Below are 24,583 nucleotides of genomic sequence, written 5' to 3' on the forward strand. Positions count from 1 at the left end.
CCGCCAGGCAGTGTCAGAACTGCGCTGTCGTACGGCTACCAGCGATACCAGCGGCCGCTACTGCCCTTCGGGCGGGCAACGAACCCGATCAGCCACAGGATCAGGACTGCGATCGCTACCCACCAGAGAATCTTCACCGCGAAACCCGCGCCGAAGAGGATCAGGACCAGCAGAAGAACGAGAAGCAGGGGAACCATAGTTATCAACCTCCGAAGCACCGTCTGCCCGACCGCATCCAGGAAATGCGTTCGATTCTTATGTGTTTTTTATCCCGGTGGCTGGGCAGGAGATCTTGCCTCCATTCCACGAGCCCGCTTCGGCGGAGCCACCTCGGAGCCGATGCATCCGGGGAGACCTTCCTACGCTGGTTGGCCCAATTACCCCACCAGGGAGGCGTCCTTGGGGCAGAACATCCCCATGGACAGCAAGCAGGAGATGGATCCGGCACACCGAGTTCCGGACGGCGTCGACGAGAAGACGGTGCGCGCTCTGGGTGCGCTTTCGAAGGCCCTCGAAACCACGGAGCGGGCCCGTGGCCACCTCTACGGGTTCCATCAGCTGACCGGTACGGCGGACTTCGAGCTCGGCGACGCGGCGCGCCTCTTGCGGGAGGCGGGCTACGAGGAGCAGGCCGCCCTGGTCGAGCGCGAGATCGTCGGCCGCAACGTCATTCCGGGGCACTGGACGTTCCAGATCATCGAGGCCTACAACGCCACCTACTACCGGCCCTTTGCCGCGGTGGAACGCGACATCGTCGTCGAGGTGGCCGGCGGGCGCGACCACCTTCTGGAAGCCCGCCTCAAAACGATTCGCCGTACCCCCCCACCACCCTGACCACACCGCAACGCCCCCTCCTGAAAGAAGACGCGGCTCGGCGAAGGCTCGTGGGGAGGCGTACCGGCGCTCAGATCCGATCGGGGCTCCTCAGGGGGGATGGAGCGGGCGCGCAGGGGCTCCCTCACGTTGCGGCGTGCGCTCCTACGGCCTGCCGGTAGGCCACGTGCCCGCCCAGCGCACCGCTCACGGCTACGGCAGCCATCCCGCCCAGGGCCCACAGGCGGCCCTTCGCCGAGCGGCCGCGGAGCCGTGCGGTCAGGGACGTGGTGTAGCAGGCCACCGCGGCGATGTTGGAGGCTGCGTGAGCCAGGCCGACCCGGGCTTGCTCGGGCGGCAGGTCCGCCCAGTCCGCCCAGCCGGCGACCGCTGCAGGTGCGACGCCGGCCAGTCCGACGGCGGTCAGGGTGGTTGCCGCGTGGTGTGTCCCGGGCACGAAGTCGAGTACCGAGGCCGACAGCCAGCATCCGATGGGTACCTGCACCAGCACGGGGTGCACGGGGTGGCCCAGCGGTCTGCCGCGCAGCAGATCGCGCATGCCGCCCAGAGGGAGGGAGCGGATTCCCCGCTGCAGCACCCTGATGGCCGGATCGGCCACCGTGGTTCGCTCGAGCCGGTCCAGGGTCTTCAGCCAGCAGGCCGAAGCAGTGTCGAGGGCCGCGGTCGGCCCGGCAGCGGGCGAGGTGTCGAGGGTGCGTGAGTTCATACACGACGCCTACCCCCTGCCACGCCGCCATCCCGGCCTGGCGCCGACTGCACCCGAACGACAGGCCCGCCGAGGGGTCGTGGTCTCTTCATTGCAGTCCTGCTGCGAAGGCCCGCGCAGAGCTCTTGCTCGTGGGGCGGGTGCTGGGGCCGTGCGGGGGTAAGCGCGGCGCAAGAACGTCGAGCGCACTCGCGACGAGCTCAGCCAGACCGTCGAGGCTCTGGCAGCCAAGGCCGACAAGCAAGGCCCGAACCAAGGAGAAGACCGCCGCCATGAAGCAGCGAACCGTCGAGAAGGCTTCCCTCATCGCCGACCAGATCCGCGAGAAGGCGGAACAAGCCGCCCGGCTGGTGCGGGACACACCCCCGGCTCGGTCCTGGACAAGACCGCCCAGGCCGCCACGCAGGTGTGGGACGGCGCGACTCGCGCCGGACAGTACGCGGCGGACATGACCCCCGGCCCGCTGCTCGAGAGGGCCGACCAAGCTGCGAGGGCCACACGAGGCAACCGCACCCCGCTCCTGGTCGCCGGCGCCGTGATCATCGCCCTCGTGCTGGTGCGTCGCAGCCGCGCACGTCGCCGATGAAGGCCTCCGGCGCTGCCTACAAGCCCGTCGGGCTCCTCCTCGGGGCGGCGAGCGGCATGGTCGCGGGGGCTGTGTTCAAGCAGGCCTGAAGATCATCGAAGGTGAGGGTGATGCCCCGGACGCCACTGACGAAGACCGCACGTGGACGCAGCTCCTGCTCGCCGCTGCGATCCAGGGAGCGATCTTCGCCGTGGTCAAGTCGTCGGTCGAGCGATCGGGCGCCGTGGCCATACGTCGTGTGACCGGAGCCTGGCCGGGCTGACCCACCGGCGGTGCCGGCCCTCTTCCCCGATCAGGCCGGCGCCGCCCGAACCGTCCAGCACCCCCGCCTTCACCGGAGATGGTGACTCACCATGGCTGAACGTGCGCTCGGGGCGCAGCCGGGCGGCCATGCCCACACTTCGGAGCCCTGCCGCGGGTGGACGGACGCTTCAGTCGATCTGGCCCTGCGTGATGACCTGGATTTCGTTGGTCTCCTCGTTCCGCACCCGGTACACCGCATGCGGGCCCTCGTCGCGGACCTCCTCGATCCGCCCCTTCTGCGGATCCGGCCGTCCGTCGTGATAGGTGATGCGGTCGTTCTCTCCGTGCGTCATTTTTCCTCCGGTGAAGTCTCTTCTTCTCGCAACTGCACGAGCCTGCGGGTCCCTGATATCCATTCGGCTATTCCGGGTCCACGGATCAGCGGGTCCGGTCCGTCCACTCAAGGCCGGGGATACTCTTGGTCCTTTTGATCGCGCGCGTGCTCTTCCGGGGTCTGCCAGGAGTCCGCGCGGCGTTGCGCGACGGGATTCTGCTTGGTCGGCGGAACTCCGCGGCGCCTGCGTCGGCTCCCATACCAGAAGGCACCGATCAGGAGGATGACGAGGTCTTGTCGTAGGGGCTGACGGTTGCTGCTTGTCGCGGTATGCCGGAGGTATGAGGTATCCGCAGGGTGGGGGTCTGACCGCGGAGAGGCAAGCTTTCCGTGAGCGGGTCCGAACGGAAGCGGTCGGTATGTTCGCCGAGGGGCGGGCAGTACGGAGATCGCGAAGGCGTCACGGGTCAGCGTCCGGTCGGTCCAGCGGTGGCGGCGGGCATGGCGGGAGGACGGTCAGGACGCGGTCCGTTCCCATGGCACGGCGTCCCGACCGAAGTTGAGCGACGCGCTGTTCGCGGTGCTTGAGGAGGAGCTGGCCAAAGGCCCGGTCGCGCATGGCTGGCCGGACCAGGGATGGACGCTGGCCAGGATCAAGACCCTGATCGGCCGCAGGTTCCACAAGTCGATGACGCTGTCGGGTATCTCGCAGATGCTGCGGAGACACGGCTCGCGTCATCAGGTTCCGGCCCGTCGAGCGGTCGAACGTGACGAGGCGGCGGTGGCCGGCTGGGTGAAGGACGTGTGGCCGCACGTGGAAGCACCGCGGCGGCGCTCGGGGCCTGGATCGTCTTCGAGTTGCGCCGTGAGGCGCTGTGATTCGTGTGGAGGTGAGAGACCTTCACCGCTGACCTGTCGTAGCAGGGAGGTGGAGCTGAGGGCAGCCTGATCCGGGTGATGCCGGGGAGGGCGGGAGCGGCCCTGACAAAGCCGGGACGTGCCAGTACTGCCAGGATGGTGCGGGTCCGGCGAACGGGACGGAGAGGAGTACGCGAGGAACCGGCGTCTTTACGTCTCTTAACGACTACACCGGCTCGAACCTGGTGGATCTGGGCCGGAAGCGGTGCGCACTCGCCGCCGTTCGCGGTGGGGAACTCCTTGGCCGGTATTTCGAAGCCGTCCGGGAGGCCACGAGGAAGGACTACGGCGTACTCGTGGCGATGCCGCAGGGACACAGTCGGGCTCCTACTTCGACGAGCGAATCACAGTGAACACGGGAACCACCGGTCTCAACTCCTCTCTTGCGGGCCTCCAGTCAGCTGGTGGGGATAGGCGCATCGACCGCCGAACGGGCCGTGTGGGGCGGAGCCGCCGTAGTACTCCGAGCCGGGGAAAGCCCGAGCACATGGGGAAGGGCGGCAGCGGTATCGAGAGAGCAAGGAGACTGCAATGCCGAAAGACGCACCGCTGAACAGCGGCGCCCTGCTGGAGTCGGCCCCGGTAGGGCCGCGTCAGCGGGTATCGGAGATGCAGGCCAAGCTTCACCGTTGGGCGGCGGCCGATCCTGGCCGCCGGTTCGATGATCTGTTCAACCTCGTGCACGACCCGGCGACGCTGATCGTGGCGTTTGACCGGGTCGCCGGCAACCGGGGAGCCCGTACTCCCGGCGTGGACGGCCTCACGGTCGCCGACGTCGAGGAGCGACTCGGGGTCCCCGGATTCCTGGACGACCTACGGGCCCAGCTCAGGCAGGGCTTGTTCCGGCCGCTACCGGTGCGGGAGCGCAAGATTCCCAAACCGGGCGGGTCGGGGAAGGTGCGGCGGCTGGGGATTCCCGTGATCGCTGACCGGGTCGTCCAGGCCGCGCTGAAGCTGGTGCTGGAGCCGATTTTCGAGGCCGACTTCAAGCCGGTCTCCTACGGCTTCCGGCCCAGACGGCGGGCTCAGGACGCGATTGCCGAGATCCACTTCTATGGCACCCACGGCTACCGATGGGTGCTGGACGCGGACATCGCGGCGTGCTTCGACGAGATCGACCACGTTGCACTGATGGACCGCGTTCGGAAGAGGATCAAAGACAAACGAGTACTGGCATTGGTGAAGGCATTCCTGAAGTCCGGCCTCCTCACGGAGCTCGGAGAACATCAGGAGACATTCACCGGCACGCCGCAAGGGGGCATCATCTCCCCGCTTCTGGCGAACATCGCCCTGTCGGCGCTCGATGAGCGCCTGCACCGGCCATGGGAACCGGACGGGGAACTGTCCACCAGCAGTCGGCGTGAACGTCGGGTTGCCAGGGGCCTGCCCTCGTGGCGGCTGGTCCGCTACGCGGACGACTTCGTCGTCCTGGTCAAAGGGACCAGACAGGACACCGAGGCACTGCGCGAGGGGATCGTCCAGGTCCTCGCACCGATCGGGTTGCGGCTCTCGGAAGCCAAGACCCAACTGGTGCACCTGAGCGAGGGGTTCGACTTTCTGGGGTTCCACATCCAGTGGCGCCGCAAACGCGGAACGGACAAGTGGTACGTCTACACCTTCATCGCCGACCGGCCACTCCGATCGGTGAAGGCGAAGATCCGTACCCTCACCCACAGGACATCGCAGCAGGACCTGGCCGTGGTCCTGGTGAACCTCAACCAGGTCACCCACGGATGGGCCAACTACTTCAGGCATGCCGTCGCGAAGCGCACCTTCAGCAATCTGGACAACCTCGTCCGGTGGCGAGTCATCCGGCTGCTGCAAGAGCGGCATCGCTGGAACTGGACGGACGTCCGCGGACGGCTCACCACCCCCACCGGGCGGTGGCGGCCGATCAGCGTGGGCGAGATCGAGTTGCGGAAGATCAGCGCGATCCCGGTCACCCGGTATCGCTACCGCGGCAACACGATCCCCACTCCCTGGACCCCTGCAACCACCTGACGGAAGAGACCGTGGAGAGCCCGTTGCCTAGTAATAGGCACGGCGGGTTCGGCGAGAGGTCCGGGGAAACGGACCGGGAGCAATCCCGGCACCGCGCCCCGGGCCTACTCAGCGACGAAGCGGGCTTCTCGATGATGCCGCCGACCTCCCGCACCTGGAGCCGTCGCGGAACGACACCGGTCATCCGGGTCCGCGGCCGTTCCCAGCGACGCTTCTCCATCGCAGCCCTGTGCTGCTACAAACTTGCTTGTGGTGCGCGGGTCGGGTGTAGGACTCGCCGGTGCGAGGACTCGTCCGACGTCGTAGCGGGTGGCCGGCTGTCGGTTCTTGGAGCCAAGCGGCCGCCCGGGGCCCGGGCTGGTGGGTTTCGGCGCACCGGCTGGCGTGCCCGTCTTCGCCCACAGGTTCCTGAACCCCCGTCTCACTCGAGAGCGGGTCTGGCCGCTTTCGTGATTCCTCATCACCGCCGCAGCCGGCTGCGATGTCCAGCAGCGCCGGTCCCGCTCCACATCACAGGCTGCTGGTGAATTGTCCCATCGCGGGCGGGTCGCATACGGTGACCTGCATGTACAGGGGGATGGAGTTGGCGGGCCGCTACCGACTCGACAGCCGGTTGGGGCACGGCGGTATGGGCGAGGTGTGGGCGGCATCCGATCTGAGGCTGCGCCGCACCGTCGCGATCAAGATGGTGCTCGCCTCACATCTGCGTGACGACCGGCTGGCCGCCCAGGTCCTGGCCCGCTTCCGCCGTGAGGGCGAGGCGGCCGCCCGGCTGAACCACCGCAACATCGCCATCGTCCACGACCTGGGCGAGCACAAGGAGACGCAAGACGGCGGGCAGGTGGAAGTCTCCCCGTTCCTCGTCATGGAGTTCCTTCAAGGGCGTGATCTCGCGACGGTCCTGCACGAGGACCACCCCGGCGGGCTTCCCCCGGAGAAGGTGCTGGAGTACGGCGCCCAGGTGTGCGACGGGCTGGCCGCCGCACACACGCAGAACATCGTGCACCGCGACATCAAGCCGGCCAACCTCATGCTCCTGGACGACGGCACCGTCAAGATCTGCGACTTCGGGATCGTCCAGATCCAGGACGGCACGATCGGCCTGACCACGGCCGGAGCGCTGCTCGGCAGCCCTCTCTACATGGCTCCCGAACAGCTCAGAGGCCAGACACCGACGCACTCGGCCGACCTGTACGCCCTGGGTGTCAGCCTGTACGAGCTCCTCACCGGGCGTCCCCTGTTCACCGCGGACTCCGCGTACGCCGTCATCGCCATGCACCTGTCCACCACTCCCGAACCGCCCAGCACCCACCGGCCCGCCATACCGCCCGGCATCGACGCCCTCATCACCTCCCTCCTTGCCAAAGACCCCGCCGACCGTCCCCTCACTGCCAAGGAGGTCGGCGCACGCCTGCGCTCGGCACACCTCGCACCTGGGCCAACTACCGGCCCTGCCGCGGAGGCTCCGGAAACCGACGACGAGCGCCACCAACGGGCCGCCGAAGCCGGAGGCTCCGACGCCATGTTCAGTCTCGCGCGGCTGCTGAAAGAGGCTGACCGCATCGACGAGGCGGAAACCTGGTACCGGAAAGCGGCCGACGCCGGACACATCAGCGCCATGAACAACCTAGGAGTGCTGCTGGAGGACGCCGGCCGCACCAACGAGGCGGAAACCTGGTACCGGAAGGCCACCGAGACCGGGCACACCGGTGCCATGACCAACCTCGGACTGCTGCTGGAGGACGCCGGCCGCACCAACGAGGCGGAAACCTGGTACCGGAAGGCCACCGACGCCGGACACATCAGCGCCATGAACAACCTAGGAGTGCTGCTGGAGAACACCGGCCGCACCAACGAGGCGGAAGCCTGGTACCGGAAGGCCACCGACGCCGGACACACCGACGCCATGACCAACCTCGGACTGCTGCTGGCCAACACCGGCCGCACCAACGAGGCAGAATCCTGGTACCGGAAAGCGGCCGACACCGGACAGATCGACGCCTTGCACAACCTCGGAGTGGTGCTGGAGGCCGCCGGCCGCACCAACGAGGCGGAAACCTGGTACCAGCAAGCCGCCGACGCCGGACACGACGGCGCCATGCACAGCCTCGGACTGCTGCTGGCCAACACCGGCCGCACCAACGAGGCGGAAACCTGGTACCGGAAAGCCGCCGACGCCGGACAGATCAACGCCATGAACAACCTCGGACTGCTGCTGGCCGACACCGGCCGCACCAACGAGGCAGAAACCTGGTACCGAAAAGCCATCGACGCCGGAAACAGCGGAGCCATGTTCAGCCTCGGACTGCTGCTGGCCAACACCGGCCGCACCAACGAGGCGGAAGCCTGGTACCGGAAAGCCGCCGATGCCGGACAGATCGACGCCATGAACAACCTCGGAGTGCTGCTGGCCAACACCGGCCGCACCAACGAGGCGGAAGCCTGGTACCGGAAAGCCGCCGATGCCGGACAGATCGACGCCATGGACAACCTCGGAGTGCTGCTGGAGAACACCAGCCGCACCAACGAGGCGGAAACCTGGTACCGGAAAGCCGCCGACGCCGGAAGCAGCAGAGCCATGGACAACCTCGGAGTGCTGCTGGCCAACACCGGGCGCACAGCCGAGGCAGAAACCTGGTACCAGCAAGCCGCCGACGCCGGAAACAACGGCGCCATGAACAACCTCGGAGTGCTGCTGGAGAACACCGGCCGCACAGCCGAGGCAGAAACCTGGTACCAACGCGCCGCCGACGCCGGAAACAACCTCGCCATGAACAACCTCGCGCTGCTGCTCAAGAACACCGGCCGCACGGCCGAGGCACAAGTCTGGTACCAGCGCGCCGCCAACACCCCTGACGGTGAATGACCTACGAGGGTTCAGAGCCCCGCCACCCCGAAAGCGGGTGCGCCGTACGAAGCCTTCCACGACACGTTCCAGGAGAAGATCAAGGCGCTGATCCAGGCCAAGGCCGCAGGCGAGACCGTGGAGAAGGCCGAGCCGGCCGCAAAGCCCACCGGCGTCGTCGACCTCATGGAGGCCCTGCGCGCGTCCGTCGAGCGGGCCCGCAGCCCCAAGGACACCGGCGAGAAGGCCAGCACCTCCCACACCACAAGGTCGAGGAAGAAGCCTGCCGCGAAGAAGCGGGCCGGTACCCCAGGCCGGTCGCTGCAGTCACTGACCAAGGCCGAGCTGTACGAGAAGGCCACCAAGGCCGGCATCCGCGGTCGGTCGGGCATGAGCCACGACGAACTCGCCGACGCCCTCTCGGGAGGCAAGGACAGCTGACGGCCAGGCCTACGCCCCTGGCGGAGCCCCCACACCGGAAGATGCGCGGGCTCCGTTGCGCGGAGCGGCGTCCGGGCGGGCGCGGGGCGTCGCACGGGAGAGCCCATCCGGCGCGCCGGCTGGCGCGCGATACACGCGTCGCGGTGTGAGAGATCCCGTGCCTCGGGCGAGCCACCGGTAAGGGTACGGGTCAACTGGTGGGGAGGGTCACTTCGGCCGCGTCGTATGGCGGCCTGGTGGCGTATTCGGATCAACAGAGGAGGATCATGCCGTCCGGACCTCTCCCGGCGCTCTCGCCTGACCATGTGCGGGACCTGCGTCGGAGCTATCCCGTGTTCGACATGTGGCAGGCCGCCCGGGGCGGGATGGTGAGCTCCGTACCCAGCGAGCGGCAACTGGCCGCTCTGCAGGCCCGGCGGGTGGAGATCCGCGGCGGTGCGAGTACGTACGTGGTGACGGATCCGGCCTACCGGCCGTACGAGTCGGCCCTCATGCCTACCTCGGCGGAAGGCGAGGAGCTGTGCCGGAGGTCTTCGACGCGATCACGAGTCCTGAGGTCCGCGCGGGGGTTGCCGCCAGCGGGTATGTGGCGCTGCTGACGTTGATCGCGGCGTCGGTTCGCGGCTTTCAGCTGGCCGGCGGGCCGTCGGCTGGGCGGCTGATGGCCCTCAGCGCCATCGCCCTCCCCCTGGGCGAGGCCTTCCAGCTCCGCGACGACCTCCTGGGCATCTGGGGCACCCAGACCCAGACCGGAAAACCCGTCGGAGACGATCTGCGTGACGGCAAGCACACTGCGCTCACCGCTCTCGCCCTTCACAGTGCCCACCCCGACCAGGCAGACCAGCTACGCCGGCTTCTCGCCCACCCCGGCCTCACCGACGCCCAGGCCGACGTTGTCCGCCGCATCATTGCTGACACTGGAGCCCGCGACAGCGTCGAACGAATGATCCGTGACCGTTGCGTGGGGGTGGAAAACGCTGGCGGCGGGCTCTAGTTCGGCGACGTGCCGGGCGACAAAGTCTGCACCGGGGCATGCGCAATCGCTGTAGGCCCGCCGCCAGGTTGTCAGGCTTCTTGCGGGGCCTGACCGGTCCGGTCTTGCGGGACGCGGATCTTCTCCAGTACCGGCTCGAACTGGGTCCAGTGCGCCCGTTGTCCCGGTGTAACGGCCAGGGACAACGGGCGGCAGCGACGTCCGCGCCCAGATGGAGCTTGGTGGCGAACTCGCCGCGCGAGCGGCCCAGGCCCTCACCTTCAGGACCACGTCCGCCTGGCGGTCGATCAGTCCCGCTCGGACCCGAGCGGTTTTGACCGTCCGGGCGCGGCCCCCTTTGGGGGCGGGCGCTGGCGGCGTGGTGGTGCGCGTGCAGGGATGTCGAGTCGACCGGAGATGTCCCAGTCGATCTCGCCGGCCACGTCCGCCTTGGCCTGGATCCGCCGGAAGAGCATCTCCCGCGTTCCGTCCGCCGACCAGCGGCGATGCCGCTCGTGCACCGTCTTCCACGGTCCGTACCGCTCCGGCAGATCGCGCCACTGTACGCCCGTGCGTATCCGGAACAGCACCCCGTTCACGACCTGACGATGGTCCCTCCACCTGCCACAACGCCCGTTGTTCATCGGCAGAAGCGGCTCCAGGCGCTCCCACTGGGCATTCGTCAGGTCACTCCTACTCCCGATAGTGGTATCAGCGACTCGACTGAGCGGCCACGGCCAGGAGCGCGAGGGGAACGAACCACCCCTCCCTTTCCACTCTCTGCCAACCGCCCAGCGAACACAAGACTGCAATTTCTGCTGTCAAACCAGGAAACTCGTTCCCGAGCGGAGGCTGCACCGCTCGGGAACGGGAGGAAACTCATGTCAGACGTCTGGGATCCACATGGCAGCCTGCAGCGCGCGCTGTGGATCGGCGGCGCACAGTGGTCCGGCAAGACCACCGTTGCCGAAGTCATTGCCAGAAAGTACGGATTGACGGTGTACCACTACGACTATCACGACGCCCGCGGCCATCAGGATCGCCGGATCGCGCGTCGGGTCGCCCTTGGTGAGCCCGTGGGAGATCCCACCCCCGGACCATGTCTGGTTGGACCAGGGTCCGGAGGAGATGGCCGCCGAGACGCTGGCCGGCTTCCCGGTCCGCTTCGAATGGGCGTTGGACGACCTGCGCGCACTGTTCACCGCCCGGCCGGCGATCGCTGAGGGATGGGGCCTGCGACCGGAGCTGGTCGCGCCGCTGCTCGACTCACTCCGGCGAATGGTCGTTCTCGTCCCCACCGAGGGCTTCCGGGAGCACCAACTCCGGACCCTCCCACGCGCGGGAACTCTCAACGTCCCTGTCACTGACCCGGCCCGCTCCCAGACCAACCGTCTCGCCCGTGACCGGCTGGTCGCCGAGGACGCAGCACAGAACGCCCGCCGCCTCGGCATCCGCGTCATCGAAGTCGACGGGACGCTCGACGCGGTGGCTGTGGCGGCAGAGGTCGCCGAGCATTTCGCCCCTTACCTTGGCGCGGCGACGGATGCGTGATCGCTCGGCCCAAGAGGTTTCCACTGTTGATCGCCGGGACAGTGCCTGGCTGACCCCTTTCCATCGAACGGCGTGGCTGAATTGCGTCAAAGCGACCCGATTCGCAGCCAACGGGACTTGTGAAACAACCCTAGCTGCGGAGGTTCATGGGCCGCGATGTTGTGCTGGCGGGACCAGCGAGTGCGGGATCAGGTGTGGACGCGACTGTTGATGCCGTCGTGGTGATCGGCTTGTTCGTCGTCGAACCAGTAGTCGCCGGCCGCGAGGTAGCGGAACGAGTGGCTGCTGTGCGCGGGGAGGAAGACCTCGGCCGCGCGGGTGCCGTCGCCCCGGGGTTCGAGGGGGTGGGCGGCGGGGTTCCAGTGATTGAAGTCTCCGACCACGCTGACCGGCCCCTGCGGTGTGTCCTGGGGCATGGCTTCGTTCACGTGAAGTAGCAGCGTTTGACCAGCAGTTTGGGCAGCAGTTGGCGATCTTGAGTGCTGCAGATGCTCACGAGAAATGACGTCGCCGTGGTGCAGTGCCACCGGAGTGCGGCAGAAGCGGTCCGTCTCTTGATCACCGGTCGTTAGACTCCCGGCGTTCGGATGCTGTTGATGGACTGGAAGGCCAAGCCGTGGACGATGACCGTTGGGACGACTGGCCGGAAAGGTGGGTCGGCACGGACTGCGACGTGCGGGCGGCCGTCAGCGCGATCCCGCGGGAGGTCAAGGACGGGTTCAGGTACGACGAGGTCCCCTGGCAGCGGTTCCCGCACTTCTACGGCCCGGGCGAGGAGATTCCCGGCCTGCTCGCCACGCTCGCGTCCGGGGACGCCGAAGCTGCCGACAGGGCCTTGTGGCAGCTCTGGACGAGTCTTCACCACCAGGGCGGCACGATCGCGGTGGGAGCACTGGCGGTGCCATTCCTGCTCCGGATCGCGGCGACCGCGCGCCCCGAACTCCGTGCCCGAACCCTTCGCCTGGTCGCCGAGATCGGCCGGTGTCAGCACATGGGGGACGGATCGCGGGAAGGCCTGCTCCAGGTCGCCGAGGAGCCGTTGATGATCGAGGGCAGCACGATGTGCCCGGTGGACTGGACGATCCAGGCTGCCCGTCAGGCCGTCACGGACGACCTTCACTGTCTGCTTCCGCTTCTCTCCGACCCCGACCCCGAGGTCCGCTCTGTGACCGCCTACGTTCTGGCGGCGGCGACCGGCGAGCTTTCGCACGTCTCCTCTGCTCTGCAGTCCAGGCTGGCGAAGGAAGACGATGCGGTAGTGCGGGTGAGCCTGATCCTGGCGATCGCCCAGCTCGCCCGCGAACACCAGGATGAACACGCTCCCAGGTGGGCCCGGGGCCTGTGGTCGGATCCCGGACGACCGCCCGAGGTCCGCATCGGCGCCGGTCTGGCCTGGCTGTGCCTGGTCACCGACCCCGCCCCCGACGAGCTCTGCGCCCTCCTCACCGACCCTGGCACCCGTCAATACGACGGCCTGCTCCAGCCGGTGCCGTGGCTCACCTGGATCGACCCCACCGGCGTCGGGCTGCGCAGCTGCATCGGCGAGATGCTCACGGCGAACATCCCCGAAACAGTGCTTGACGATCCTTGGGGTGGAGGACCATCAAGCTGAACCATGCAGCGGTCAGCCGGCTTTGGCGGGCGCTTCGGTCCGCGCCCGGGTCGAGGCGAGGCGGTAGGAGTCGGTGCCGGTCTCGATGATGGTGCCGTTGAAGGTGAGGCGGTCGACGATGGCCGCGCAGAGGCGGGGGTCGGTGAAGGTCTTGGTCCAGCCACCGAACGACTCGTTGGAAGCGATGGCGACGCTGTTCTTCTCCTCGCGTTCGGTCAGGACCTGGAAGAGGAGTTCGGCGCCGTGGCGGTCGAGTTCCATGTAGCCGAGCTCGTCGATGCAGAGCAGGTCGACACGGCCGTAGCGGGCGATCGTCTTGTTCAGCTGCTTCTCATCGGCGGCCTCCACCAGCTCGTTCACCAGCTTGGTGGCGAGCGTGTAGCGGACGCGGTAGCCCTGCATCGCGGCCTCGGTGCCCAGCGCGATGAGCATGTGGGACTTGCCTGTTCCGGAGTCGCCGATCAGGCAGAGCGGCTGGCTCTTCTTGATCCACTCGCAGCTGGCGAGGGTGTTGACCACAGCCGGGTCGATGTTGGGATTGGCGTCGAAGTCGAAGGTCCTCAGCGACTTGTCCCGGGGGAACCCGGCAGCCTTGATCCGGCGCTCCGAGCGGCGTCGGGCCCGGTCGTCGCATTCAGTCATCAGCAGCTCGGCGAGGAAGCCCCGGTAGGTCATCTGATCCTTCGCGGCCCGGTCGGCGATCTCGGCGAATTCGTTGCGGATCGACGGCAGCCGCAGCAGTCGGCAGGCGGTGTCGATGGCCGTGGTCGCGGCCTGCTCTGTCAGGTTCCGCTGGCGGGGCAGGGTGGTCATGGAGCTTCTCTCTCTCGCAGGTCACCGCCGGCGCGGCGGTGTCGGAGCAACTGGTCGTAGTGGGTCACCGAGGGCAGCGGCCTGGTGTCCGGCGGAAGATGGTTGAGCTTCCACTCGTGCAGGAACGTCACGCTCGCCCCTCCCAGCCCCGCAGCCGGCCGCGGCGCCGAGACCTTGGCGGCAGCGGGTTCGTCCTCGGCCTGGGCGGCCTTGCGGGCCTCCAGCGCAACCGCGTCCGCGGCCAAAGCCCCGGCCCGCAGTGCGGTGGCCAGGCCGGCGACGATGTGCTCGTGTGCGAGGTGGCGGCCCAGCAGCAGCACCTCGATCAGAGCCCGGGTGCCCTCGGTGTCGCCGTGCGCTCGGACCGCCGCGGCCCACCAGGCGTCATGGACAGGGGTGAACTTCCCCGCGGAGCGGGCCTGGTCGAGCGCGGTCGCGCCGGGAAAGGCGCCCGGCTTGCGGATCAGGGCCTCCAGGTAGTGATCCAGCTCCAGCCGACAGCTGCCCTTGGCGATCAGCCGCTCGTGCCGGGCCATCTCGACGCTCTTGTCGTAGACCACCAGGTGAGAGGCGTGCAGCAGCACCCGGACTCGCTTGCCGATCAGCCTCACCGGCACCGAGTAGCGGTTGGTGCGGACCGCGATCTGGCCGTAGCGGTCGACCCGCGGAGTGAACACCCGCCCCGTCTCGAACGGATCCTCCGGCAGCGGCAGCAGCCGCGAGCGCTCGTCCTCGAAGTACTCGTCGATCGTCCGTGCCCTGGACCCGATCCGGCGCCGCCCGTCGTGCCGGTCCCACTGCTCGACCAGCTCGTTCAGCTCCGCCAGCGACTCGACCTCCGGCACCGGCACGAAGTGGTTGCGGCGGAAGTAGCCGATCTGGCCCTCGACGCCGCCCTTCTCGTGGGCGCCCTCGATGCCGGGCCGGCAGTAGAAGCTCTCGATCCCGAAGTGCGATTTGAAGGCGATCCACCGGTCGGCTTCCACCCGTGCCCGGCTCAGCCCCAGCACCCGGGCGACGGCCGCCTTCAGGTTGTCGTAGCGGACCTTGCTCCGCGGAACCCCGCCCAGCGTCCGCAGCGCGTGGACGTGGCCCTCGAAGAACGCCTCCTGCCCGCAGGAGGCGAAGACACGGTGGACGGACTTGCCCGAGTAGGACAGACGGAAGGAGAACAGATAGCAGGTCACCACCTCGCCGGCGAGCTTCACGGTCACGTCGCCGAAGTCGACCTCGGCCTCCATGCCGGGCTGGTGCGTCTGCGGGACAAACGCCTCGATCGGAGCCTTGCCCGATTCCACGAGAACCTGCGGTTTGCGATCGGCGACATAGCGGCGGACCTGCTGGTAGGAGACCTCGGCACCATGCTCTTCGACCAGGCGGTGAAAGATCCGGGTGACCGTGTGCCGCTGCTTGCGCGGCGCGTCCAGGTCCGCCCGCAGGATCCCGTCGACCACCGCCTTGTACGGGTCCAGCGCGGTTGCCCGGGGCGGGAGCTTCTTCCTCGGCTCCGGCCAGACCGAGTCCACAGCCTTCCTGATCGTCCGCCACGACACGTTGTACTTGCGCGAGATCTCCCGCATCGTCATGCCGTCTCGGTGGTCGCGCCGGATCGCGGCGTACAGCTCGACCTTCGACATCTGCGGCATGACCAGGGCCTTTCACCAGGAGCAGTCCCGATGCTTGCCTGGCAAGTACCCCGGTGACGTCGAAACTCGTGAACATCACCCGTCCGTGGTTTCGGGTGACTCCCAAACTCGTGAACAACTGACGTCACGATTCCGTGATTAAAGCCAGGCTGCCGGTCCGGAACCTTCACATCAAAGCGTTGAAGTAGCTGCGCAAGTCAGGGATCGGCCCGAACGCCCCCAGTGGCAGGTGCGGCTCGATCAACTCCCACTCGGCATCGGTCAGATCACCACGAGTCACGCGACCGGTCTACCGCACCCAGCACCCTCCTGAAGCGGGAATGACCGATCCCGTGATCTCAACTCAGAACAGGCTCTAGGGCGTGTGTCGAAAGTATTTCCTAGGAGATCGTCAGGCTGCCCGACTACGGTGCGGGCATGGTGAATTTCGTGCTGGTTGCAGGTGCACGGCTCGGGGCGTGGGCGTGGGGCGAGGTGGTGCCGTATCTGCGTGCGGCTGGCCACGGCGTCTATCCGTTGACGCTGTCCGGTCTTGCTGACAAGCGGGGTGTACCGGCGGGGCAAGCGACTCACGTCCAGGACATCGTTGCCGAGGTAGAACGCCAGGGTCTGCGTGACGTAGTCCTGGTGGGTCACAGCTATTCGGGCATCCCGGTCGGTCAGGCCGCGGAGCGGATCGGTGACCGACTGGCCCGCGTGGTATTCGTCGACTCAAGTGTTCCAACTGACGGCGAGTCGTTTGTCTCCGCCTGGCCGGACGGCGGGGCGGCACTGGAGGCATCGATCGCCGAGAACGGAGGGTTTTGGCCGCTCGCGCCAGCTGCTCATTACGACGGCGAAGGTCTCACCGATGAGCAGATCGCACGCCTCGTGCGTGGCTCGACGCCTCACCCAGGTGCCACGCTGACCGAGCCCGCTGTGCTGGCGGGGCCGCTCGGTGAACTTCCGGCGACATACATCCTGTGCGTGATGCCGGGTGCCGAACCAGACGACGCCGAGCCCGACGAAGATGTGGCCGAGCTGCTGAACAGCAAGCGCTGGCGGCTGGACAAGATGGACACCGGCCATTGGCCGATGTTCTCCCAGCCGCGCGAGCTGGCGCAGATTCTCCTCAATGCTGCCGTGGAGTGAGAGCACCTCCACGCCTGCGGGCTTGTTTTGGACGCGCTTGATGTGTGCTGGTCACAGCCATTCGCCGATGGCCGCTATGAGGACGGTCACCTCGTAGCGGACCGCTAGCTTGTCGTATCGCGTGGCGACGGCGCGGTACCTCTTGAGGCGGTTGATCCCACACTCAACCGCGTGGCGCTCACGGTAGTCGAGTGGGTCGAACTTCGGCGGCCGGCCGCCGCGAGAGCCGCGCTGCTTGCGGTGTCGAGCCTGGTCGACCTTGTCCGGGATGGTGCAGCGGATCCCCCGGCGACGCAGATAGGCGCGGTTCTTGCGGGAGGCGTACGCCTTATCAGCACGCACCCGATCAGGACGGACGCGCGGCCGGCCCGGCCCGATGCGGGGCACGCGGACCTTCCTCAGCACGGGTTCGAACTGCGGCGAGTCGCCGCGTTGCCCGGCCGTTACCACGATCGACATGGGCTTCTGGCCCTGCTCGACGGCCAGGTGCACCTTGGTGGTGAAGCCGCCGCGCGAGCGTCCCAGCGCATGATCTCCGGGCTCGGCGAACACACCACCCGGTGGTTCCTTCTGAAGATCACCCTGCTTCCGCGCTCCAGCCGCATGCTGATGGGCGCGGCACACCGTGGAATCGACGCTCAGATCCCACACGATCGCACCCTTCGCATCGGCCAGATGTCGGCGTACACATGAACGTGCCCAGTCACGTACGGATGAACGTGCCCAACTGCTGACGTAGCGGGGATCGTTCGTGGGCAGTCTGCCGCTGGCCTGTTCGGGGTGGTGGAGGGCGGCTGACCGTGGTGTTGGATCCGCAACGGTGGATGGAGCTTCGACGCTTGCGGGGGCTGTTTGAGTCCGGGGCTATGAGCCTGTCGGAGATCGCAAGAGAGACAGGGCTCAACCGCCGCACGGTGCGCAAGTACCTGTCTTCCGGGGCGCCGGCCGCACCGCCTCGGCGGTCTGCGGCTCGCCGGGGTCGCGCTCGCCGATGGATGGTGGATGAGGTTGCGCCGCTGATCGATGCGATGCTGCGGTCCGAGATCCTGATCAAAGGCGCCGTGGTTCACGAGCGGCTGGTGGCCGAGTACGGATTCACCGGCACCTACCAGCGAGTGAAGCTTTACATGCAGGAAGCCCGCCCCCGCATCGCTCAGGAACTGGGCATCAGCCCTGGCGAATTGGCCGGCCTGCATCGCAGGTTCGAAGTCGTGCCCGGGGCTCAGGCCCAGGTCGACTGGGGAGACGAGGGCCAGATCCTCGCCCATGTGGGCATTCCGAAGGTCTACTCGTTCCACATGACCTTGTCCTACTCACGTGATCCATTCTGCTGCTTCACTACCAGCCAGGACCTGGCCACCTTCTTCGACTGCCACCGTCAGGCCTTCGCCCACTTCGGCGGCGTGCCGATGTCGATCGTCTACGACCGCACCAAGACCGTCGTTCGCCGCCACGTCGCACCGGGCGAGGCGGTGCCCCTGCACCCGGAGGCGGTCGGGTTCGCCGGACACTACGACTTCGACATCGATGTGCTGGCCGCCTACCGCACCGGAAAAGGCCGGGTCGAACGTCAGGTCCTGATCGTCCGCGACCACGTCCTATCCGGACGTTCCTTCGCCTCCGTCGAGGAACTCGACTCCGCTTTCAACGCCTGGGTGCCCCTGCGCCGGGCGAAGGTGCACGGCACCCACGGCGAGGTCATCGGCCATCGCGCGGTCCGCGACCACATGGCTCTGCGACCGCTTCCGGCGACGCCCTACGTGATCACCCAGCGACACCTTCGCTATGTCGGCAAGGACTGCCTGGTTGCCTTCGACGCGAACCTCTACTCAGTGCCGGCCCGCAAGGTCCGCCCGCGTCAGCTGGTGGAAGTCAGAGCCACGAAGTCCCAGGTCATCCTTCACTCCACCGTTCCCGACGCCAAAGGCGACACTCTCCTCGCGATGCACCGCAGGGCCGTCGGCCGCGGAGCCTGCGTCGTCGACGAGAAGCACTGGGACGGACTCCCCGACGGAAAGAACAGACGGACCACCACCGGTGATGTTCCTCCTCAGCGCCGCCAGCAGGGTGCTCTCGGCGAGGAGGCCCTCTCGCTGATGGCTCTGCTGACCCGGGCCGCAGCCGTCCGAGTCGAGGTCGGCCGCCGCCCCCTGTCGGTCTATGACGAACTGACCGGAACCCGTCCCTTCACCGCCCACCCCACACCGGAGGAGCCCAGTTGAGTGAGTTGGTCAGCACCCGCATCCGCACCACGGCCGCCAAGCTCGGTCTGCCCACCTGGCCGAGAGCCTGAAGCAGTACGCCGGTCGGGCTGACGAGGCCAAGATGGGCTACCTCGACTTCCTCGACCTCGTCCTGGCCGAAGAGCTCGCCGTGCGTGACGACCGCCGCTTCCGACAGGGCCTGCGGCTCTCCAAACTGCCGCACCACAAGACGCTCGACGAATACGACTTCACCTTCCAGCCCGAGCTCGACCCCCGCAAGATCAAAGACCTTGCCACCCTCGCCTTCGCCGAGGCCAAGGGGAACGCGGCTCTGCTGGGACCACCCGGAGTCGGCAAGACGCACATCGCAGTCGCTCTCTCGGTCGCTGCCTGCCGGGCCGGCTTCTCCGTCTACTTCACCACCCTCGACGACATGGTCCGACAGCTCAGGACCGCCGAGGCATCCGGGCGGCTGAACAGCAAGCTCCGCACCTATCTCCGCCCCGGAGTCCTCGTCGTTGATGAAGTCGGCTACCAGCCGCTGGAGCGGGCCGAGGCCAACCTGGTCTTCCAGGTGATCTCCAAGCGCTACGAAAAGGGCTCGATCATCCTGACCTCGAACAAGACCTTCAGTGAATGGGGACGGGTGTTCGGTGACGAGGTCCTCGCCACCGCCATCCTCGACCGCCTCCTGCACCACTGCGACGTCGTCTCCATCAACGGCCCCAGCTACCGACTCAAGAACCGACTCGCCGCCATCGAGCGCGATGCCAACGTGGCCTGATCAGCCGAAGTAGACGTCTCCCCATCGACATCCCGCCGGCTTCCTAGCCAGGCCGGCGGGCGGGCAGCCCCGCCTTGGCACGCCAGTGGTCTGCGTTGCGTGGGTCCGCCAGCCATCCGATCAGGCGTTCAGCGCCTGCACGGAAGGCCTCGGGAAGCAAGGCCAGATCAGCGATGTCATGGCTGAAGACATCGACGTCGTGGGTGGCGTGATCTGTGTCGCACCAGCAGGCAACGTTCACCGCCGCGTCGACCGCGAGCTGGCCCAGGTCTGTCCACACGACCTGGAGCAGGAACTCCATCTGGTCGCTCCCGTCGGCATGCTCAATGACGTCCAGGCCGAGGATGATCGGCGTCCCTGGCTGAGGTGCAGGGCAGACCGCGTGTTCCAGAGCCCATTCCCATTCCGCCCCAGCTTCGTTGACCCGAGCCGCATCAACAGCACGGGCCCCGTCGTTCAGGGATTCCACGCCAGCAGGCGACAGGCCGGGAAACAGCGTGGTCAAGGGGATGTCGTCGAAGGCGCCTCGTTTCATGCGTCGATCATCAGGTCTCTCCGGCTCACAAGCCAGGAGTTTCTGCCCCGAGGCTTTCTCCGTCCTCACAAGACGGCCCTTGGACGGCCGCCAAGCTGAGCACGTTCATCCGTACCTTGCTGAGCACCTCAATGAGTACGCGGACACCAGAGACTGGAGCCGGCTGAAGACCCGGTGCCAGGTGCCGTTTCGCTGCCACCGGCGGAACAGGTCGTAGACCCGGCCCCACGGCCCGTACTCGGCAGGCACGTCTCGCCACGGAACGCCCGTTCGGACCCGGAACCGTATGCCGTCGATCAACTGCCGCCGGGGCCAGACAGGCGGCCGCCCCGCCCTCGTCCCCGTAGGCAACAACGGCCCCAACACCGCCCACTGTTCATCAGTGAGATCACCCCGCCCCATGAACGAAGATCATTCATGAAGAAAGATCCACTTTCGATACAGGCCCTAGTAGTGGTCGGCGCTGGGGACGGCCAAGGGGTCGCCGGGTGCGGCCTTCTTCGCCGCTTCCATCTGTTCGCCGAGTTCCGTGAGGCGGTTGCGGCCCATGGCTTTGCGGACCTCGGGGAACCACTCCTTCTCCTCTTCCTCGACGTGGTGGCGGACATTTTCCATCAGGACTGTCATCTTGGCGTCGAACCGCTCGTCAGTCGGATCGAGGTCCTTGAGTTCGGAGAGCATCCACAGGACGACGTGGTGCTCCTCGATGCTTTCGAGGACGTGGTCCTTGGTGTCGGGAGCCGCCTCGCGGGCGGCCGGGTAGAAGATCTTCTCCTCGATCCAGGTGTCGTGGTGAGTTCTTCGATCACCTGGTCGGCGATCTTCCGCTTGGTGACGTGCGCGCCGTCGCCGGCCCTCTCGAACTGCTTGAAGAGCTTCTCCACCGTCTTGTGGTCTTCCTTGAGCAGTACGATCCCGTCCACCGGGTCTCCTTCCGTCGTCCATCGGGCGAGCAGCCGACCGCCCTGACCCGTGTACCCAGTGGGGCGGTGGTGACACTGCTGACCGGAGGGGATGCCTCGTACAGGCGAACGTCTCTGCGCCGAACGCTGATGCGGCTCCGACCTGCCGCCCGAGGCGGGCTCGGCTCGTTACAGGTCAGAGCCTTTCCGCTGTTCGGGTCGGCCGTGAGGCCGGCGGCGACGCCGATCACCCGGTGCGGGTGGCCGTGATGGCCCATCAGCCATACGGGCCACTTGTCCGGCACCAGCACGGCGGCCGGAGTATTCCGGTGGTTCTGCCGTTGCGCCACGGTGCGCGCAGAAGCTTCCGCTCGTGGTGTGGGTGCTTGTTCGTCTACCGGGTAGGCGCGTCATGACAACAGCGTGCGCATCGTGAAGGGGAGACTCCGCATGAGCACGATAGAGCGGCAGATCCACATCTCCGATGAATCCGTGAGTGTGCTGGTCTCGCGCGCCTCCCAGCAGATTTTGGAGCTGGTCCGCGAGGAGATGCAGCTGGCTCGAGTGGAAATGACCCAGAAGGGCAAACGCTTCGGCAAGGGCGGAGGCCCTTTCGGCGCGGCGGGCCTGATCGGAATCCTGGCAGCCCAGGCCCTGACAGCAACATGCATCGCAGCTCTCGCGTTGATAGTCCGGTCTGGGCATCGGCCCTGATCGTCACGGTGGGGCTGGCGGTGCTTTCCGCAGCGATCGCCATGGCAGGGAAGAAGCAGATCGCACAGGCAGGCGCACCCGTACCGGAGCAGACCATGGACAGCCTCAAGGCCGACCTGGCCGAGATCAAGGAGAAGGTGCACCGATGACGGACCAACCCCGAACGCATATCGGCACGCCACTCCTGACGAGCTGCGCAAGCAGGTCGAGCACACCCGCGACGAACTCGGGCAGACCATCGAGGCGCTCGCATACAAGGCCGACAGGTTCTGCGGAACGGCAAAGACTGCCGTCAGCGGTGCGCGGCCCGGTGGCCGAACCAGTGGCCTCGGCCGCGGGGGACGTCGGTCACCTGCGCACCGGTCTCGGCGCGGGGCACGTCGGCCGTCGGAGCACCGGCCCCGGCGCGGGCATCGTCGCGCTGCTTGATCAGATCGTCGCGCTCGCGGTCGACGACGGCGGCCTCACGGCGTGATGTGCCGCGGTCCCGTCGGGCCTGCGCCGAGCGACGGGCCGAACGACGGGCGCCCATCATGACCAGAGTCAGACCCAAGAGGGCGACGGCTCCGACGATGATTCCGCTCAGAAAGAGGGATCCGGTCGAACCGGTGACGTGGTAGCCGAAAATCGAGAAATCGCCGCCGACGCCGAGATCATGTCCCGCGCCGGTATTGCCGAATACTCCGGCCAGGCCGACGACGATGGCGGCGATCAGAATAATGAGCCCGAGGATGAGAATCATGTAATGCTCCTTGGATGCGCGCCCGAACGAGCCGCCGGACACGGCTGGCGTCTACCCCGGTTGTGAACCGTCACGCCGAAACGGAAGACATTGGTCCTGTCATCGGCGTCATTCTCCTCGTCATCCGCTTCGTGACGGGAATTCCGATCCTTTGGACCATCCTCATTCCGCTGGTCATCGGACGTTTGCTGGATCCAGGAAGCGGCCGGTCACGCCGTCAGGGAACGCGCAGCGCCAGTACGACGACGTCGTCCCCGGGAGCAGGGTCCGCCGGCCTGTGGCTGATCAGGTGGAGCAGTTCGGGCAGCGGACGGTCACCGTGGCGGGCGAGCAGGGTGACGAGTTGCGCGAGGGAGGCATCGATGTCGTGGCCGCGGCGTTCGATGAGCCCGTCGGTGTAGAACAACAGCGTCGAGCCAGGGGGAAGAGCACGCCGGGCCTCGGTGCGGCGGGACGGCCCGAGGTCCCTGTGGAGGAGGATGTCGTGTTCCTCCAGGAGGGTCACCCGGCCGTCGGGGGTACGGAGCAGCGGCGGCGGGTGGCCGGCGTTGGACCAGGTCAGGGTCCAGCCGGGACCGCCGTCGGCGAGGTCGAGGCGTGCGTGGACCAGCGTGCCGCCGGCCTCGAAGGGCAGGATCGAACAAGCGGTATCGAGGGCGGTCAGCGCCGTGGCCGGGCTGTAGGGCGGGTGGTCGAGGGTGGCCTGCCGCAGCATGCTGCGGATCTGGCCCATGATCGTGGCTGCGTGCATGTCGTGGCCGGTGATGTCACCCACCGTCACCATGAGGGCTCCGGGCTCGCCACCGGGTGAGGCGGGCGGCAGGTGGTAGGCGTCGTACCAGTCCCCACCGATCATGTCGCCGACCGCGGCCGGCTCGTACAGGGCGTTGATCTTGATGCCGTCGGCAACGGGGAGGTCGGTGAGCATGGCTTCCTGGAGCTGCCGGGCCACGGAGATGCGTTCGTCGAGGTGCAGGGCGCGCTCCACCGCCTGCGCGATGTAACCGGACGCGGCGGTGAGCGTCGCCCGCTCCGTGACCCCCACGTCGTGCCGCTTGGCCCAGCAGACGGCGAGTACGCCCAGCAGGGCGCGGCTGCCCCAGAGCGGAAGGCACAGCACGGTGGTGAAGCCCATGCGATCGAAGAAGCCGACCGCTTCGGGGCTGTAGTCGGCGACGAGCGCCTCACGGTCGGGCACGAAGACCGCCCGCCGTTCCCGCATGGCCCGCGTGCTCGGGAACGCGGCGCTCACGGGCAGTGTGAGGACCTCCCGTTCCACCGAGTGCTCGACGTCCGGGTCGGCAACCCGGTGCAACTCGTCCTTGTCAGCGACCAACAGGCCGACGTACGAGGGCTTCCCGGCACCGACGAAAAGGTCCCGGAGCCGGCGCCGGACGTCCTCCAGCCCGGACGTCTGGGCCAGTTCCTCCGAGGCCCTCAGCAGCAGCTCGGCATGATCCATGCCGGCCTGGGCCTCCTGCTCCAAGCGCTCCGCGTCACTGCGGGCCCGCTCGGCGGCGGCCCGCGCGGTCTCCAGCACCGTCTGCACGGACCGGCTCTGCGCCGACAGGATGCGCAGGCACAGCTCGGCGGAGCAAGCAGCGGCCAGATCCTTCAAGTCGGTCAGCTCGCCCTCACTCCACGTCCGCGGCTCGTGGTCGACGGCACAAAGGGAGCCCAGGACCAGCCCGTCGGCGTCGGTCAGCGGCATCCCCGCATACGCGATGAGCCCGAGATCCCCGATGGCCGGGTTGGTACGGAGCCGGTCATCGGCGCGGGCATCGGGCACGACCAAGGGCTGCCCGGAGGCCACCACGTAACGGCAGAGCGAGTGCGACAGCGGCAGCGCGCGGCTCCCCGCCCAGGGCTCCGCCAGACCGAACAGTCCGGGCAGGATCTGCCGCTCCTCCTCGACCAGCGAAACGAAGGCCACCGGCACGCGCAGCAGTCGTGAAACCAGCCGGGCGAACCGGTCCATTCCGGTATCGGAGGCTGCCGAAAGACCGGCCAGCCTCATGGCCCGCCGCTGTGCGGTCCCCGGCTCCGCTCCGGATTCCTGGCCCTGTTT

Annotated in this window: 19 protein-coding genes and 9 pseudogenes; 14 read left to right on the forward strand and 14 right to left on the reverse strand. The window is 67.5% G+C overall.

All coding sequences use genetic code 11. The features are described 5' to 3' along the window. Window positions 1-35: 35 nt before the first annotated feature. Complete coding sequence (locus ACWGE1_RS05025; protein ID WP_030832548.1) at window positions 36-197, reverse strand: hypothetical protein; 162 nt, start codon at window positions 195-197, stop codon at window positions 36-38. Window positions 198-417: 220 nt separating this feature from the next. Between ACWGE1_RS05025 and ACWGE1_RS05030 the strand changes: the two are divergent. After that, window positions 418-850 (forward strand): annotated as a pseudogene (locus ACWGE1_RS05030) (hypothetical protein); the annotation flags it as partial. A 108-nt stretch (window positions 851-958) separates the two neighbouring features. Here ACWGE1_RS05030 and ACWGE1_RS05035 read toward each other — a convergent pair. Further along, on the reverse strand, window positions 959-1,540 hold the full coding sequence (locus ACWGE1_RS05035; protein WP_453419165.1) for a DUF2231 domain-containing protein: 582 nt from the start codon (window positions 1,538-1,540) through the stop codon (window positions 959-961). Window positions 1,541-2,122: 582 nt separating this feature from the next. Between ACWGE1_RS05035 and ACWGE1_RS05040 the strand changes: the two are divergent. After that, window positions 2,123-2,388 (forward strand): annotated as a pseudogene (locus ACWGE1_RS05040) (DUF4235 domain-containing protein). Between the two features lie 169 nt (window positions 2,389-2,557). Here the strand turns inward: ACWGE1_RS05040 and ACWGE1_RS05045 are convergent. Continuing rightward, window positions 2,558-2,722, reverse strand: a complete 165-nt coding sequence (locus ACWGE1_RS05045; protein ID WP_399750572.1) for a hypothetical protein — start codon at window positions 2,720-2,722, stop codon at window positions 2,558-2,560. A 322-nt stretch (window positions 2,723-3,044) separates the two neighbouring features. Here ACWGE1_RS05045 and ACWGE1_RS05050 point away from each other — a divergent pair. From ACWGE1_RS05050 to ACWGE1_RS05060, 3 genes and pseudogenes are all read left to right on the forward strand, one after another. Next, a pseudogene (locus ACWGE1_RS05050) lies at window positions 3,045-3,559 on the forward strand (winged helix-turn-helix domain-containing protein); the annotation flags it as partial. Between the two features lie 593 nt (window positions 3,560-4,152). After that, on the forward strand, window positions 4,153-5,622 hold the full coding sequence (ltrA, locus tag ACWGE1_RS05055; protein WP_453419166.1) for a group II intron reverse transcriptase/maturase: 1,470 nt from the start codon (window positions 4,153-4,155) through the stop codon (window positions 5,620-5,622). Between the two features lie 113 nt (window positions 5,623-5,735). After that, window positions 5,736-5,903: pseudogene (locus ACWGE1_RS05060) on the forward strand (IS630 family transposase); the annotation flags it as partial. Window positions 5,904-5,906: 3 nt separating this feature from the next. On the opposite strand, the pseudogene ACWGE1_RS05065 reads toward ACWGE1_RS05060, so the two are convergent. Then, window positions 5,907-6,059: pseudogene (locus ACWGE1_RS05065) on the reverse strand (NF041680 family putative transposase); the annotation flags it as partial. 128 nt (window positions 6,060-6,187) lie between these two features. Here ACWGE1_RS05065 and ACWGE1_RS05070 point away from each other — a divergent pair. From ACWGE1_RS05070 to ACWGE1_RS05080, 3 genes are all read left to right on the forward strand, one after another. Beyond that, entirely contained in the window at window positions 6,188-8,488 is a 2,301-nt protein-coding gene (locus ACWGE1_RS05070) for a tetratricopeptide repeat protein (RefSeq protein WP_453419167.1), read from the forward strand. A gap of 117 nt (window positions 8,489-8,605) precedes the next feature. Continuing rightward, the gene (locus ACWGE1_RS05075) at window positions 8,606-8,908 is read left to right on the forward strand and encodes a hypothetical protein (RefSeq protein WP_453419168.1); all 303 of its coding nucleotides are present in this window, start codon (window positions 8,606-8,608) and stop codon (window positions 8,906-8,908) included. 520 nt (window positions 8,909-9,428) lie between these two features. Beyond that, entirely contained in the window at window positions 9,429-9,902 is a 474-nt protein-coding gene (locus ACWGE1_RS05080; protein ID WP_453419169.1) for a polyprenyl synthetase family protein, read from the forward strand. Between the two features lie 287 nt (window positions 9,903-10,189). On the opposite strand, the gene ACWGE1_RS05085 is transcribed toward ACWGE1_RS05080, so the two are convergent. After that, the gene (locus ACWGE1_RS05085) at window positions 10,190-10,693 is read right to left on the reverse strand and encodes an IS5 family transposase (RefSeq protein ID WP_453419170.1); all 504 of its coding nucleotides are present in this window, start codon (window positions 10,691-10,693) and stop codon (window positions 10,190-10,192) included. A 316-nt stretch (window positions 10,694-11,009) separates the two neighbouring features. Between ACWGE1_RS05085 and ACWGE1_RS05090 the strand changes: the two genes are divergently transcribed. Next, window positions 11,010-11,432: a hypothetical protein gene (locus tag ACWGE1_RS05090; RefSeq protein ID WP_453419171.1), complete on the forward strand. Its 423-nt coding sequence runs from the start codon at window positions 11,010-11,012 to the stop codon at window positions 11,430-11,432. Window positions 11,433-11,620: 188 nt separating this feature from the next. Here the strand turns inward: ACWGE1_RS05090 and ACWGE1_RS05095 are convergent, their stop codons facing one another. Then, on the reverse strand, window positions 11,621-11,860 hold the full coding sequence (locus ACWGE1_RS05095; RefSeq protein WP_453419172.1) for an isoamylase early set domain-containing protein: 240 nt from the start codon (window positions 11,858-11,860) through the stop codon (window positions 11,621-11,623). 188 nt (window positions 11,861-12,048) lie between these two features. Between ACWGE1_RS05095 and ACWGE1_RS05100 the strand changes: the two genes are divergently transcribed. Beyond that, window positions 12,049-13,044, forward strand: coding sequence for a hypothetical protein (locus ACWGE1_RS05100; RefSeq protein WP_453419173.1), 996 nt, complete (start codon window positions 12,049-12,051; stop codon window positions 13,042-13,044). A gap of 12 nt (window positions 13,045-13,056) precedes the next feature. Here the strand turns inward: ACWGE1_RS05100 and istB (ACWGE1_RS05105) are convergent, their stop codons facing one another. Continuing rightward, on the reverse strand, window positions 13,057-13,857 hold the full coding sequence (gene istB / locus ACWGE1_RS05105; protein WP_450213032.1) for an IS21-like element helper ATPase IstB: 801 nt from the start codon (window positions 13,855-13,857) through the stop codon (window positions 13,057-13,059). Continuing rightward, window positions 13,854-15,494 carry an IS21 family transposase gene (istA, locus tag ACWGE1_RS05110; RefSeq protein WP_453419237.1) on the reverse strand — a complete coding sequence of 547 codons (1,641 nt, stop codon included), beginning with the start codon at window positions 15,492-15,494 and terminating at the stop codon, window positions 13,854-13,856. Before istA (ACWGE1_RS05110) ends, istB (ACWGE1_RS05105) begins: the two co-directional genes overlap by 4 nt. A gap of 426 nt (window positions 15,495-15,920) precedes the next feature. Here istA (ACWGE1_RS05110) and ACWGE1_RS05115 point away from each other — a divergent pair, with 426 nt between their 5' ends. Beyond that, window positions 15,921-16,634 (forward strand): alpha/beta fold hydrolase, encoded by a 714-nt coding sequence (locus ACWGE1_RS05115; RefSeq protein WP_314254844.1) that lies wholly within the window; start codon window positions 15,921-15,923, stop codon window positions 16,632-16,634. Window positions 16,635-16,685: 51 nt separating this feature from the next. Here the strand turns inward: ACWGE1_RS05115 and ACWGE1_RS05120 are convergent. Next, window positions 16,686-17,309 (reverse strand): annotated as a pseudogene (locus ACWGE1_RS05120) (IS5 family transposase); the annotation flags it as partial. A 149-nt stretch (window positions 17,310-17,458) separates the two neighbouring features. Between ACWGE1_RS05120 and istA (ACWGE1_RS05125) the strand changes: the two are divergent. Both istA (ACWGE1_RS05125) and istB (ACWGE1_RS05130) read left to right on the forward strand, forming a co-directional pair. Then, a complete protein-coding gene (gene istA / locus ACWGE1_RS05125; RefSeq protein ID WP_453419238.1) occupies window positions 17,459-18,856 on the forward strand; it encodes an IS21 family transposase in 1,398 nt (465 codons plus the stop codon). Further along, window positions 18,853-19,622, forward strand: a pseudogene (istB, locus tag ACWGE1_RS05130) (IS21-like element helper ATPase IstB). The gene istA (ACWGE1_RS05125) and the pseudogene istB (ACWGE1_RS05130) overlap by 4 nt, the downstream one beginning before the upstream one ends. A 43-nt stretch (window positions 19,623-19,665) precedes the next feature. Here the strand turns inward: istB (ACWGE1_RS05130) and ACWGE1_RS05135 are convergent. From ACWGE1_RS05135 to ACWGE1_RS05145, 3 genes and pseudogenes are all read right to left on the reverse strand, one after another. Next, a complete protein-coding gene (locus tag ACWGE1_RS05135) occupies window positions 19,666-20,157 on the reverse strand; it encodes a hypothetical protein (RefSeq protein ID WP_453419174.1) in 492 nt (163 codons plus the stop codon). A 138-nt stretch (window positions 20,158-20,295) separates the two neighbouring features. Continuing rightward, window positions 20,296-20,559, reverse strand: a pseudogene (locus tag ACWGE1_RS05140) (transposase); the annotation flags it as partial. A 45-nt stretch (window positions 20,560-20,604) separates the two neighbouring features. Then, a complete protein-coding gene (locus ACWGE1_RS05145) occupies window positions 20,605-21,102 on the reverse strand; it encodes a hemerythrin domain-containing protein (protein WP_453419175.1) in 498 nt (165 codons plus the stop codon). 407 nt (window positions 21,103-21,509) lie between these two features. On the opposite strand from ACWGE1_RS05145, the pseudogene ACWGE1_RS05150 reads away from it, so the two are divergent. After that, window positions 21,510-21,922: pseudogene (locus ACWGE1_RS05150) on the forward strand (phage holin family protein). Between the two features lie 143 nt (window positions 21,923-22,065). Here ACWGE1_RS05150 and ACWGE1_RS05155 read toward each other — a convergent pair. Together ACWGE1_RS05155 and ACWGE1_RS05160 are read right to left on the reverse strand one after the other, a co-directional pair. Further along, window positions 22,066-22,515 carry a hypothetical protein gene (locus tag ACWGE1_RS05155; protein WP_453419176.1) on the reverse strand — a complete coding sequence of 150 codons (450 nt, stop codon included), beginning with the start codon at window positions 22,513-22,515 and terminating at the stop codon, window positions 22,066-22,068. 217 nt (window positions 22,516-22,732) lie between these two features. Next, a complete protein-coding gene (locus ACWGE1_RS05160) occupies window positions 22,733-24,493 on the reverse strand; it encodes a SpoIIE family protein phosphatase (protein ID WP_453419177.1) in 1,761 nt (586 codons plus the stop codon). Window positions 24,494-24,583 lie beyond the last annotated feature (90 nt).

Source organism: Streptomyces sp. NPDC054932, from assembly GCF_053610205.1.